At 41.7% G+C, this 12,643-nt stretch carries 11 protein-coding genes; 4 read left to right on the forward strand and 7 right to left on the reverse strand.

The genetic code is table 11. From position 1 onward, the window contains the following. Positions 1–43 precede the first annotated feature (43 nt). Positions 44–970, reverse strand: a complete 927-nt coding sequence (locus tag ACMXYV_RS09780) for a LysR substrate-binding domain-containing protein (RefSeq protein ID WP_415888317.1) — start codon at positions 968–970, stop codon at positions 44–46. A 120-nt stretch (positions 971–1,090) separates the two neighbouring features. Between ACMXYV_RS09780 and ACMXYV_RS09785 the strand changes: the two genes are divergently transcribed. Beyond that, on the forward strand, positions 1,091–1,765 hold the full coding sequence (locus tag ACMXYV_RS09785) for a DJ-1/PfpI family protein (RefSeq protein ID WP_415888318.1): 675 nt from the start codon (positions 1,091–1,093) through the stop codon (positions 1,763–1,765). A gap of 53 nt (positions 1,766–1,818) precedes the next feature. Here the strand turns inward: ACMXYV_RS09785 and ACMXYV_RS09790 are convergent, their stop codons facing one another. The 4 genes from ACMXYV_RS09790 to ACMXYV_RS09805 all read right to left on the reverse strand — a co-directional run bounded on the left by ACMXYV_RS09790 (position 1,819) and on the right by ACMXYV_RS09805 (position 8,031). Beyond that, positions 1,819–2,988: a response regulator gene (locus ACMXYV_RS09790; RefSeq protein WP_415888319.1), complete on the reverse strand. Its 1,170-nt coding sequence runs from the start codon at positions 2,986–2,988 to the stop codon at positions 1,819–1,821. Beyond that, positions 2,981–4,144 (reverse strand): HDOD domain-containing protein, encoded by a 1,164-nt coding sequence (locus tag ACMXYV_RS09795; protein WP_415888320.1) that lies wholly within the window; start codon positions 4,142–4,144, stop codon positions 2,981–2,983. The genes ACMXYV_RS09790 and ACMXYV_RS09795 overlap by 8 nt, the downstream gene beginning before the upstream one ends. 2 nt (positions 4,145–4,146) lie before the next feature. Continuing rightward, a complete protein-coding gene (locus tag ACMXYV_RS09800) occupies positions 4,147–6,270 on the reverse strand; it encodes an ATP-binding protein (RefSeq protein ID WP_415888321.1) in 2,124 nt (707 codons plus the stop codon). Positions 6,271–6,558: 288 nt separating this feature from the next. Then, complete coding sequence (locus ACMXYV_RS09805) at positions 6,559–8,031, reverse strand: AAA family ATPase (RefSeq protein ID WP_415888322.1); 1,473 nt, start codon at positions 8,029–8,031, stop codon at positions 6,559–6,561. Between the two features lie 148 nt (positions 8,032–8,179). Between ACMXYV_RS09805 and ACMXYV_RS09810 the strand changes: the two genes are divergently transcribed. Next, positions 8,180–8,593 (forward strand): hypothetical protein, encoded by a 414-nt coding sequence (locus ACMXYV_RS09810; RefSeq protein WP_415888323.1) that lies wholly within the window; start codon positions 8,180–8,182, stop codon positions 8,591–8,593. A gap of 54 nt (positions 8,594–8,647) precedes the next feature. Here ACMXYV_RS09810 and ACMXYV_RS09815 read toward each other — a convergent pair whose 3' ends face one another. Next, positions 8,648–9,583, reverse strand: a complete 936-nt coding sequence (locus ACMXYV_RS09815; RefSeq protein WP_415888324.1) for a LysR substrate-binding domain-containing protein — start codon at positions 9,581–9,583, stop codon at positions 8,648–8,650. Positions 9,584–9,758: 175 nt separating this feature from the next. On the opposite strand from ACMXYV_RS09815, the gene ACMXYV_RS09820 reads away from it, so the two are divergent. Together ACMXYV_RS09820 and ACMXYV_RS09825 are read left to right on the forward strand one after the other, a co-directional pair. Then, positions 9,759–11,354 (forward strand): isocitrate lyase, encoded by a 1,596-nt coding sequence (locus tag ACMXYV_RS09820; RefSeq protein ID WP_415888325.1) that lies wholly within the window; start codon positions 9,759–9,761, stop codon positions 11,352–11,354. A 210-nt stretch (positions 11,355–11,564) separates the two neighbouring features. Continuing rightward, a complete protein-coding gene (locus ACMXYV_RS09825; RefSeq protein ID WP_415888326.1) occupies positions 11,565–12,125 on the forward strand; it encodes a hypothetical protein in 561 nt (186 codons plus the stop codon). Positions 12,126–12,198: 73 nt separating this feature from the next. Here the strand turns inward: ACMXYV_RS09825 and ACMXYV_RS09830 are convergent, their stop codons facing one another. Further along, positions 12,199–12,432, reverse strand: a complete 234-nt coding sequence (locus tag ACMXYV_RS09830) for a hypothetical protein (protein ID WP_415888327.1) — start codon at positions 12,430–12,432, stop codon at positions 12,199–12,201. Positions 12,433–12,643: the final 211 nt, after the last annotated feature.

The following is a 12,643-nucleotide window of genomic DNA, read 5'->3' on the forward strand; positions in this document are numbered from 1 at the left end:
GTTTCAGTGTGAGCGCTGATTGTATTTTTTACAATCAGCGCACCTATTCCCACTCATTTAGATAGGCCATTTCACTAGACCAACAATAGTTCGCCCCTTCTCCCATTTTTTCTAGTTCCGTTTTTAAAAACTCAGTAAATACTGCCACCTTACGTGGTAGGAAATCCCGTTTAGGATAGAGTAAATACACACCATAGCCTTCCGGTTCAATAGGTGGAAATAACGAAACTAAGTCGCCAGAGGCTAAACCGTCTTTAAAAAGAAAATGAGGCCCCTGCATCACACCGACACCGCTACGACAAATATCCACCAGCACCTGACCATCATCAACGACTATATAGCCATTCGGATCCAGCATTTCGACCGTCTTATCGACTCCGACCAATATAGGCATTAACTTGCCTGTTTGCTTAAAGCGAAAACGTATCCAGCGATGGTTAACAATATCCTTATAACTCTCAATTGGCCCGTATTCTTCAAGATAGCTTTTTGATGCACAAGTTAGAAAGTCCATTGGACTTAACTTATGTAATACCATGCGGCTATCGGATACCGTGCCTGTTCGAATAGATAGATCGATTCCTCTCTCGATGATATCGATATATTCATCTGAGAAACTGAGTTGTAGGCTGATATTAGGAAACTGTTCAACAAATTTGGAGAGCAAGGGAACAATATATAAACGCCCATAAGAAACTGGCAAATTTACCTTTAGAACACCCGTAGCAGAATCGTTACCTGATTGAAGTCGCTGCTCACATTCATCTAGATCTAAGAGCAAAGCTCTGACTGTCTCAAGATACTCTTGACCTGCATCAGTAATCGTTAACTTTCGGGTAGAACGGTAAAACAGTGTATAGGCCAACTGCTTTTCTAGTCGGCTTATCGCTTTACTCACGGTAGACGCATCTGTACCCAGCACCGCCGCTGCTGCTGCAAATGATCCTTTCTCGCATACAGTAATAAACATTTTTAAAACATTGAACTTATCCATTAATGAAGAATATTCACCAATGAAATTCTTATCAAGATATTTTTCACTTATTAACTTAACCCTAAAATAGTTGCAATTAACTTTCCGGAGATAAAAATGAGAAAGCAATTTGTACGACTGACAGCAACTTTTGTTTTAGTGCTTTTAAGCCAACTATCGTTCGCTGAAAGCAAGAAAATCGGCATTCTGGTCTTTGATGGTGTTCTAACATCCGATGTAACAGCACCATTAGAAGTTTTTGGCGTTGCCAGTAGAAAAACATGGTTTAGTGACTACACACCTATCGTTATCAATGTGGTAAATAAGGCCTCAGTGACAACTGAAGAAGGCCTAAGCTTAAACAGCCCTTATTGGATCGGTAATGCCCCTGAACTGGATGTGCTAATCGTACCGTCTAGCTACGACATGGACCCACTGATCAAAAACATCTCGCTAATTCAATTCATTAAAAACACAGCTAAAAACGCTGAATGGATGGCGAGTAACTGCTCCGGTTCTTTCTTACTTGGTAAGGCAGGTCTATTAAATGGATTGAAGGCCACAACTTGGGCTGGAGGTGAAAAGGAACTTGCTCGAACCTTTCCAAATGTAAAAGTTCAATATGACCAGAATGTGGTTATTGACGGTAATGTAATAACGTCCAACGGCAGTTTAGTTAGCTATCAAGCAGCTTTAGCCCTATTGGCGAAGATCACTTCAACCGCTAAAGCGGATGAAGTTGCTGAGGCTCTACAATACCAGAGATTTTCCAAGACCAAATACGTGTTTTAAGTAGCCTATTTGGCCGCCTAACCTGGCAAATAAATAGCCTATTATTTGTCAGATTAGGCTTGCAGTTGAACGACCCTCACTGGTGCATCTTCCTTATCAATTTGCCCTAGATTTTCCTGAATACTCGCAAGCGTAGTTTCTGTGACCTCAAAGCCCTGCGGATGAATCAACGTATAATCTTTCAAACGTATATCACACTCAAGAACCATACCCGGCTGTAAATTCTTAATATAAATTTGATTTGGGCTTTCAACATTAAGGTCAGTTTGCTGCTGTTGGACTGGGCATGCTCCCAGGACTTTAATCAGGTCATGATTGTATAACAGCGGTGTTTCTAGCATGGTGGCGATCACATCAGTTTGCTTCTCACCCGCTTGAATACGGCGATCAAACTCCCTTACACATTTGATCATATGCCCACCAAGCCTCAATCTCTGCTCTTGATTTAGCTTTTGTGTACCTTTTGGAAATTCAAAAAATTCATTTTGCCTTTGAATCATTAGAGCAACATTCTCAAGACGCGGAATTCGTTCGATCAATCCAGCACTTAAGTTAGCCACTTTTCCGACTTCTTCCTGCTCAGATATATCTAATACTCCGCCGAAATAGACTTTCTCCAAAGTACTGTTATCTAAAGATACCGCGCCGAGTTCAGACATCATTGCAGCTATTTCAAATTCCCACCCAGAGCTCAACGCATAGTGACTGATTAAATAACGTATATATTCTTTACTGCGTAAGCCATAGCTAAAGACCTGTGGTTTCAACTGACTTAATAACTCAGCAAGTAAGCCGATAACGCCTTTTACAGTTTGATCCATCAAATTCTTCTCGACGGTTTGTAAATGATACTGCTCTATCGCATCGTCTAAGGCTGCTTGGACTGATTCAGGGCTGCAGGGTTTTTCCATAAATCGGAATATCTGACCATCATTCACTGCACTGATAGCAGATTTCATATTCGTCTGGCCAGTTAACAGCATTCTAACTGTATCCGGTGCAAGCATTTTTGCTTTAGACAAAAACTCAGCGCCATTCATCACCGGCATTTCCATATCAGAAATGATCACTGAAAACGGCCCGTCCGACTTAATAACAGCTAAACCTTCCTCGCCATTTTCTGCCGTATAAACATTGTACTGTTTTCGAAATTGACGTTTAAATGAGTTCAGCAGGTTGACCGCATCATCGACAACTAGAATCTTTTCTTTTTGATCAGGCATGCAAACTCCTTTCAGCTATAGGCAACCAGTCCGGTGGAAATCCCGCCTCTGTAAACTCTTCTGACACAACCTCCCAATCAGCAGAGCTCGTCAGCAAAGCGCACGCTTTAAGCAACGTTGCATTGATATCTTCTGTTGGAATGTGTACCTCCAATAATGAAAGCAGCTCTGTTTGCAATGCTACAGGTAACCCCCAAATACCCAACATAAACGCGCTCAACTGTATATGACTTGCACCCAACACCTCTTTTTCAGCATCGATCAGGCTTAGGTGCTCAGCTTTACTATGATCTAAGACTCTCTGATAGACGTCCGGTGCTTGAATGGCCAAGGCTAACTCCCCAATTCCTTGAAACATCAAAGCGGCATTGATCATCTCTAACTCATCACTTTTTATATCTATTTGACTACCAATTGCTTTAACGATTGACTGAGCCTTGACCCCCTGAAGCCATATGCTATCTAGGTCAAAACGCTGCAAAATTTTTGGGTCAACCTGCTGCAATAACTCTGTTACTAAGAGTAATGATTTAAGCTTCTCATATCCCATGTAGTTGATAGCCTCAGGAATAGATATCACCTCTTTAGGCAAACCAAAGAATGCTGTATTCACCACTTGTAGTAACTTGGCGCACAAAGCAGGATCTTGACTGACTAAGAGACTCACTTCGTCGCAAGTACAGGTATCTGTTTTGACCAAGCTTTCGAATGCTTGATAAATCCGAGGTGCACTCGGCAATGACCCTAAACTTGCCACTAGCTCTCTCAGGGCTTTGTCCGCAATTAATTCAGAAAGAGACAATGCTCGGCTAAGTGTTGAAATGACTCGATCAGTCTCGCAAGGCTTGGCTAAAAACTGATGCGCAACATCAACAGATTCATACTTGGCTTCTTCAGAAGACTGCCCTGATAATATAATGCGAATGCATTGTGGCTGGAGTTCACGGATTCTTTTAAGTACAGCAATGCCATCCATTTTTGGCATTCTCATATCAACAACCGCTACATCAACAGTTTGCAAATCTAACAGCGCCCAGACCTCTTCAGGCTGAGTGCAAAATTTCATCTCCCACTCTGTCTTCTTTCTAAATAGAAGCCTTTGTAGACCTTTAAGCACTCGCTCTTCATCATCGAGAAATAAAATAACCGGCTTCATAATCAATCCTCCTTGATAGGTAACAAGATAACAAAACATGTCCCTGTTGATTCTGTCGTGAAACTCAGCGAGCCCTGATGCTGTTCAACTATAATTTTGTGGCAGATAGATAAGCCCTGACCTGTTCCTTTCCCCACTTCCTTAGTTGTAAAGAATGGATCAAAGATTCTGGTCTGAATATCTTCCGGAATTCCGTTACCAGTATCCTTAATTCTGATCTCAATAAACTCGCCTTTTACCGCACTAGAAATACTGATTAGGCCTCTGGTTTGAGTATCCGAAATCGCATCAGAAGCATTTACAATTAAATTAAGAATGACTTCATTAATTGGTCCTGGGTAGGCAGGAATGATGGGAAGCTCATCAGCTAAATTTTTATCGACGTCTGCAACGTATTTCCAAATATTGCGGCTAATAACTAGTGTGGTATCAATAATTTTGTTTAGATCCGTAGCTACTTTCTCTTTAGTACCTGGGTGAGAGAAGTCTTTCATTGCTCTAACAATATTACTGACATGATCAACACCACTTTGCGTCTCTTTGATCGCCTCTGGCACTTCTGATATTAAATAATCCAGATCGCACTCAGTAATCAGTTCGGCAAGCGAGGTTCCTACAGGATCGGCTCCCTCTTTAACTAGTTGACTACAATAATTTGATAACTTAACAAACTCACTGAAAGATTCTTCTAGGAAACACAGGTTATCACCCACATATTGAATCGGAGTGTTAATTTCATGGGCAACACCCGCAGCTAATTGACCAATAGATTGTAAGCGCTCAGCCTGCTGTTTCTGCTGGCTTTCGATAATCTCTTCAGTAACATCATCCATTAACAGCAAATAACCATCAAACTCGCCATTTTCATTTAATAGTGGGGTTACTGCTGTTGAAAGCACACCTGCCTCGCCATTAGCTCGGCTAAATCGAACTTCGAATCTCTCTGAACTCTCTTTGTTATCTAAGCTAATAGCTATTTTTAAAGATATGTTGGCCCAGTCCCATTTAATTGGGAGTGTTAAGATAGGCTTTTTTTCAACCTCATTTAACTTGAGTTGAAAGATATTTTCGGCTGCTTTGTTCCACTGAGTCACTGTATCTTTTGCGTCGACACCAATAATGACTGAGCTTATAGAGCTAATTAGACGTTTATTCTGGTCAAAGACTCTTTGATATCTCTGCTGTTGTTTGCCTGTATTTAGTACGCCACCCAGGCAACGAGACACCTCTGATGCAAAAATTTCCTCATCTTCAGCATCTAGATAACCAGGCCGTATATAAAAGACTAAAACACCGAGTATTCGATCGTGGTGGATAATAGGAATAAATCGTCGGTTACTCTGACCAACCTTTGGCTCTGAATCTTTATAAATACTGGATATTTCCCAGTCCAAATCCTCTAGAGCCTTATTTAATTCAAACTCTGCTTTCTCCGCGATGCCCGCTTCTACATGGTATCCAGTTGCAGCAATTTTAAATTTCGTTCGACCATCTTGAGACACTAAAATTGCACTGTCAGCTTCATCATCAACAAAATCTGCATCTGTCATTATTAAATTAAGACAACTTTGCAAAAGAGCGTTAACAGGCATTCTATTAGAGAGCTCCCTCAGTAAGCCATTTGTTACCTGCTGAGCATCATTATAAAACTCTAATTTTCTATAATTTTTTGCACGTTGTAACGAATAAATCACTACCCGTTTGAGCACCGATTCATTAATAACAGAAAGATCCAAACAATCATCTACTCCTAATGTAATCAACTCCATGGAATTCAAGAATTGATCATCTGTTGAAACAGCAATGATGGGAGATTTTTTAAATAAAGAACGAATTTTAGAAAAGACTGTGATTTGCTTATGTGACTGATCAATAATATTTGTGTTTATTATCATCAAATCAAACCGCTGCCAGCGGAGAAATGTAAAGGTATCATCTAGGCAATGAGTAAACTCGATATTCAGCTCAACAGGCTCACCTTGCACCATTTTATTTAATAGATTAAAGGTCTTGCCCCTAGTGGTTTCCGATGCATCGATTAGCATCACTCTTAAAACGGAACCATTAGGCCAGATAGACGCGTTTGAATCTGGTATTAAATTTAGTGCTGCCTGATCAACATCCATATTGTTACCCATCCGTTTAACTTCGGGTTGGTTTATCTATAAAGGCTATCCTCAGTCTAGTTCATCATCACAGAAAGTAAGGATAAATTAATCAATATCCAACTATCTCAAGCTTTATTTCACCCTACACTCTTTTCCAATATTGATAGACAAGCTGATCGACACTAACTGACCAAAATCTAGAAACAAAAACAGCTTAGAAGGGAGCAGAAAATTGCTTATAAAGAAAACTAGGGCAATACTCCCTAGTTTTCACATTTAGATTATTAAAGGGGGATGTAGAAGTAACTATTCACAAGAGACCGTTCGAGTAGAAGCCCACTCTCTTAGATAATCAATCTTTTCAGACATTACTACGGACAGAGGCTGAGTTTTTCGTAGTTCGGCATGCAGTAAAGCTTGATCAAGTTCAATGTTCTGAGCATGGGCCGTATAAAAAGCAGAGATAACAGCCTGTTCAATTTCAGCACCTGAAAATCCAACACTTTCTTCGATCAAGCGTTTAAAATCAAAGCTGCTAACATCGACACCTTGACGTTTTAAATGGATATCAAAGATCTTAAAACGAATATCGTCATTGGGGAGATCTACAAAGAAGATCTCATCAAAACGCCCTTTTCGAACAAGCTCAGGCGGTAATGCCTCAATATCATTCGCCGTAGCAACGATAAATACAGGCGCATCTTTCTCGGCCATCCACGTCAACAAGGTACCAAGCATACGTGTCGCAGGGCCGCCCTCATCACTGCCTGATGAGATCCCTTTTTCAATCTCATCTAACCAAAGCACACAGGGAGCCATAACCTCTGCGGTTTGTAAGGCTTCACGAAGATTACGCTCAGTCTCACCATAAAATTTGTTATATAAAGCTCCAAAATCAAGTCGTAATAGAGGCGCATGCCAGCTACCTGCAACTGCCTTAGCAGCTAGGCTTTTACCACAACCTTGTACACCCAATAACAGCATCCCTTTAGGTGCAGGTAAATTACCAACGCCACTATCACCGTTAAAAAATGGTTTTCGCTCATTTAACCAACTTTTAAGTCCGTTAAAACCGGCTATATCAGAGAACTGTGCAGTGTCATATTCAAAATGCATATTCCCCTGCTCACTCAATAACTGATATTTAGCTTCGTTAATCGCAGGGATATCGGTATCTGTGATCGCGCCATCATCAAAGATTGCATTTTTTGCTAATCGACGAACATCAGATCGGGTTAAACCCGTTAAGTTTCTAACCAAAAGCTGAAGATTTTCAGAGCTTGCCTGCACTTTAGAACCTGAGTTCGCTAACCAGCTCTGCGCTTCCTCTCTGACAATTTTTTCAATCTCTCTGCGTTCAGGAAGAGCGATATCCAATTTAGCGCTAAGCTTCATTATCTCCACAGGCACTTCCAACGCGTGACTAAGCAAGATTAGCGTATGACCTAGTTCATGAAACTTGAGCGCTATATCCTTTAATAAACGTACGTGCATAGGCTCGTCCAAAAACGGATGTAGATCTGCCAATACATAAACACCAGGGGTAGAAACCGATTTAATATGAGCCAGAGCTTCTGTAGGTTGGGAGAATAACTTTTGCGGAGGGAGATCACGATCAATCCGTTGGATACCATCGGTCAAAGTCCACTTGAATAGTGGCCTTTCATAAACAGGCTTAAGTGATAACAGCATATCAACAACCTGATTTTCCTCTGTACTTTCAATGACGATTAGAGGGATCTCAGATTTAATTAGTACTTCAAGTTGATGCTGCACCATGCCTAAACTCCTTTTAAACTAAAGGAGTTACTCTATTACATCTATCAGTGCCTATGCAAAGCAAATCAAGTAGTTAACTCGGGCATTTGACCTGTTGACTGAAACAGAGGATCCAAGCCTAATTACTGAAAAAAGAAAAGGAATTCCAATGAAACTACTGACGTTAATGGTATGGCTAGGCAGCATAACTATATACCTTTCCAGTAAAACTCTAGGGCTTCACGATTATATAACCATCACTATACCTGCAACATTTCTACTCTTATCTTTTATCTTAGTAGAACAGTTCAAAGCGATGTTCAGATGGTTTCATCATTTAATCGTTATTCAAATTTTGGTTTGGTACCTATATTCGATGTACTTGCATATGCCAAGAATGGAAGGCAACCTCATTGAACAATACCTTTCATATTCACAGATTTACCTAACTGCTAATTGGTACATTGGTTTTATGCTGTTTTTTGGTCTGATTTCGATACCACAAACCAAAAAGACTAAGCAAACCATGCTCCACCCAACAATTGAATGCGCAATACCTGAAGAATCATTAGGTAAAAAATAAGGCGGTTAGACCGCCTTATTAAATTGATTTTTTTAACTTATGACTGAATATCCTTTATGAAACGGAAGCCACATCAGAGATAACCTGGCGTATCCAACGGTGAGCAGCGTTATGTTGTAGCAATGGGCTCCAAGCCATTTTGAACTCAAATTCCGGAATTTCAAAAGGCGGTTTTTTTACCACCAATCTTGGGTTATCGGATTGAATTGCAGCAGCACGGCTCGGAATTGTGGCAATAAGCCCTTTTTGTGTAGCAAGTAAGGCTGCTGACTGATAATGCCGAGTAAAGACAGAAATATGGCGTTTATAACCTATTGCATCTAAAGCTTCGTCCACCCAACCTAATCGTTTAGTATCCTCTGGCGTGATACCCATACCCGCGCCCATGCCTGTTTTACTCACCCAAACATGATTTGCTCTGATATAAGTTTCCAAACAGTAATCATGGGAAATAGGATTATCTACAGCAAATAAACACGAAAACGAATCTTTCCATAAGGTCTTTTGGTGGAACGATTGCGGCATAGTATCAAAACGGTTGATAACCAGATCAACCAAGCCCTGCTCCACTTCAAGAAAGCTCATATCACTCGGTGTTAGAATATCAAGGACAACATCTGGCGCATCACGGTTCAAACGCTTTAATAACCGAGGTAAAAGCGTTGCTTCACCATAGTCACTCGTCATTATACGAAAGACTCGGTCACTTGATTTAGCATCAAACTCAGTTGTTGGTTCTATCACCTGCTCTACCGATGCAAGGATTTGTCTGAGCAGCGGTTGCAATGATTGAGCACGTTCAGTAGGCACCATCCCTTCACTGGTTCGAACCAAAAGTGGGTCGCCAAAAGTTTCACGCAACCGCCGCAAACCATTACTCATAGCGGGCTGTGTAATCCCAAGTAAGCTGGCGGACCGGGTCACATTACGCTCCCGCAGCAAAATATCAAGATACACCAAAAGGTTAAGGTCGATTTTGTCCAGATTCATATCAATGCCGTAATCATGCGTGTTTCAGTAATAATACCATAGACCTATTCACAGGATAAATACTGCAAATAACAGGCATTTATTTCAATTATAGGGTTAACCGCACTAGAATCGATTGCGAAACTTTTAAGAGTTAGCCGAAAAATGGCTGGCAACTAATATAGAAGGAATGACCATGTCATCACTTAACAAAGACATCGAAAGCATTGCAGGCATCAAAGCTGAAGCTGGTAGCCCTTGGGATGCAATCAACCCAGAATCTGCTGCTCGCATGCGCGCTCAGAACAAATTCAAAACTGGCCTAGATATCGCTAAGTACACTGCTGGTATCATGCGTCGCGACATGGCTGAGTTCGACAAAGACAAAACTAAGTACACTCAGTCTCTTGGCTGCTGGCACGGTTTTGTTGGTCAGCAGAAGCTGATCTCTATCAAGAAGCACTTCGGTTCTACTGAGCGTCGTTACCTATACCTATCTGGTTGGATGGTTGCTGCTCTACGTTCTGACTTCGGTCCTCTTCCAGACCAGTCTATGCACGAGAAAACTTCTGTAGCTTCTCTTGTAAACGAACTTTACACATTCCTACGTCAAGCTGATGCTCGTGAACTAGGCGGTCTTTTCCGTGAACTAGACAAAGCTCGTGAAGCTGGCGATTCTGCTAAAGAAGCTGATATCCAGTCTCAGATCGACAACCACGAAACTCACGTAGTGCCAATCGTTGCTGACATCGATGCTGGTTTCGGTAACGCTGAAGCGACTTACCTAATGGCTAAGCAGATGATCGAAGCGGGCGCATGCTGCCTACAGATCGAAAACCAGGTTGCTGACGAGAAGCAGTGTGGTCACCAGGACGGTAAAGTAACTGTTCCTCACGCTGACTTCCACGCGAAACTACGTGCTCTACGTTACGCTTTCCTTGAGCTAGGTGTAGATGACGGTGTTATCGTTGCTCGTACTGACTCTGAAGGTGCTGGCCTAACTAAAGAAATCGCTGTAGTTAAAGAACCAGGCGATCAAGGCGACGTTTACAACTCTTACCTAGACGTTGAAGAAGTTGCTCCAGAAGACACTGCTGAAGGCGACGTACTAATCAGCCGTGACGGCAAGCTAGTTCGTCCTAAGCGTCTACCTTCTGGTCTATACCAGTTCCGTCAAGGTACTGGCCACGAGCGTTGCGTATTCGATTGTATCGAAGCTATCAATGCTGGTGCTGACCTTCTTTGGATCGAGACTGCTGTACCAACAGTTCACGAAATCAAAGGCATGATGGACGATGTACGTAAAGTACACCCGAATGCTAAATTGGTTTACAACAACTCTCCATCTTTCAACTGGACTCTAAACTTCCGTCAGCAGACTTACGATGCTTGGGCTGCTGAAGGTAAAGACGTTTCTGCTTACGATCGTGACAACCTAATGTCTGCTGATTACGACGGTTCTGAACTGTCTGACGCTGCTGACGCTCGCGTTCAAACATTCCAGGCTGATACTGCTCGCGAAGCGAACGTATTCCACCACCTAATCACTCTGCCTACTTACCACACGACTGCACTGTCTGTTGATAACCTGGCTAAAGAATACTTCGGTGAGAAGGCTATGCTTGGTTACGTTGAAGGCGTACAGCGTAAAGAGATCCGTCAGACTATCGCATGTGTTAAGCACCAAAACATGTCTGGTTCTGACATCGGCGACGACCACAAAGAATACTTTGCTGGTGAGAACGCTCTAAAAGCTGGTGGCGCGAAGAACACTTCTAACCAGTTCAGCTAAGCAATACTAGCTAAGGCCATGTTCTAGCTAGCTAGGGCATGCACCTTACTTTAGAAAGGCGGCCCCTATTATTAGGTGTCGCCTTTTTTATACCTGGGTTATAGATATAGGCCCACACAGATACTGAGAAAGTTACGAAGGATTCAAATCAATTTTTACGATAGAATCCCCTACTGCTTTCAACTGCAAACTGATTAAGTGATTTAGATTATGACTACACCTGCTTTTCTTAAAGACGCTAAAGAACTGTTAACTAAACAGGGTTTTGCCACTAGCAACACTTGGTACCATGGCACATCTTCCGCGCTGGTCGAATCAATCAAAGATCAGGGGTTAAATCGTTCTGGTGACAAGGCGCTTAAACAAGCTGCCAAACAAACTATGGCGACTATCGGTAATAGCTATACCGAAACCATCGAGCCTGTATTCCTAACACAAAGCAAAGAGTTAGCTTATTTTTGGGCCGAACAAACCGTTAGAAACCGCTCTGTACGTATCGAAGGCGATGAAGAAGCTGTTGTTTTTGCAATTTCGTTTTCAGATGATCTCAACAGCCGAGTAAAAACGGATGTAGGTGCAGCAAGTTTGCTAATGGTAAAAGAAGGCGAAGCTTATTTAGCTCATTTAGCTAGCATCTATGAGGAATGCGGCCTAGAAGCACCAGAAATTGATCTCAAAAGTGCTGACCGTATGGATTACCTAAATAAACTAGGTATGGCTTACTACGATTACGACATCGACAAAGGTTCTGTGAATTTGATAAGCGAGTGATCCTATCAGCTTACGCTCACACATACAAAAAGGACGCGATCGCGTCCTTTTTAGTATCTATAGATCCTACTTATCAAGAATCGTCAGCCTCAAGCTCACAGCTCTGTTCTAAGACCGCCACTCTTTTCAAAGCCTCATCCAAATTCATTTGATCAAGCACAGCCTGAACACTCTGCTGGCTTGTCTCTTTATTCAATTCTACAACTTGGTACATCTGAAACAAGTTAAAGCCTAATGAGCACACGAAAACAATCGCGAGCAGTATTGCTGCATCCAAATGCAGCGGGACTTTTCGTTTAAGATCCAATATCTTTTCCTTAAATATCTAAAAGCTTGATAAGCAATAAGCCAATTCTATATGTAAGCAAATAGGAAAAACCACTGTTAGTTAATAGGTTCTTGTCGAAAGTTACATCATCCAAAAATGACTCGGTTATTTTTTGCCTCCCATATGCCGCTAGTAATTAAAACCGGCAAGCACCAACCCATAATCTGCCTCTATCTTTCCCAATCAGTTA

The organism is Neptuniibacter sp. SY11_33 (assembly GCF_047778025.1).
Lineage (GTDB): Bacteria > Pseudomonadota > Gammaproteobacteria > Pseudomonadales > Balneatricaceae > Neptuniibacter.

Excerpts from the sequence above, each read along its gene's own strand:
- ACMXYV_RS09780 (WP_415888317.1), bottom strand. The coding sequence starts at position 970 with ATGTTTATTACTGTATGCGAGAAAGGATCATTTGCAGCAGCAGCGGCG.
- ACMXYV_RS09825 (WP_415888326.1), top strand. The coding sequence starts at position 11,565 with ATGACTACACCTGCTTTTCTTAAAGACGCTAAAGAACTGTTAACTAAA.
- ACMXYV_RS09790 (WP_415888319.1), bottom strand. The coding sequence starts at position 2,988 with ATGCCTGATCAAAAAGAAAAGATTCTAGTTGTCGATGATGCGGTCAAC.
- ACMXYV_RS09815 (WP_415888324.1), bottom strand. The coding sequence starts at position 9,583 with ATGAATCTGGACAAAATCGACCTTAACCTTTTGGTGTATCTTGATATT.
- ACMXYV_RS09820 (WP_415888325.1), top strand. The coding sequence starts at position 9,759 with ATGTCATCACTTAACAAAGACATCGAAAGCATTGCAGGCATCAAAGCT.
- ACMXYV_RS09795 (WP_415888320.1), bottom strand. The coding sequence starts at position 4,144 with ATGAAGCCGGTTATTTTATTTCTCGATGATGAAGAGCGAGTGCTTAAA.
- ACMXYV_RS09785 (WP_415888318.1), top strand. The coding sequence starts at position 1,091 with ATGAGAAAGCAATTTGTACGACTGACAGCAACTTTTGTTTTAGTGCTT.
- ACMXYV_RS09810 (WP_415888323.1), top strand. The coding sequence starts at position 8,180 with ATGAAACTACTGACGTTAATGGTATGGCTAGGCAGCATAACTATATAC.
- ACMXYV_RS09805 (WP_415888322.1), bottom strand. The coding sequence starts at position 8,031 with ATGGTGCAGCATCAACTTGAAGTACTAATTAAATCTGAGATCCCTCTA.
- ACMXYV_RS09800 (WP_415888321.1), bottom strand. The coding sequence starts at position 6,270 with ATGGATGTTGATCAGGCAGCACTAAATTTAATACCAGATTCAAACGCG.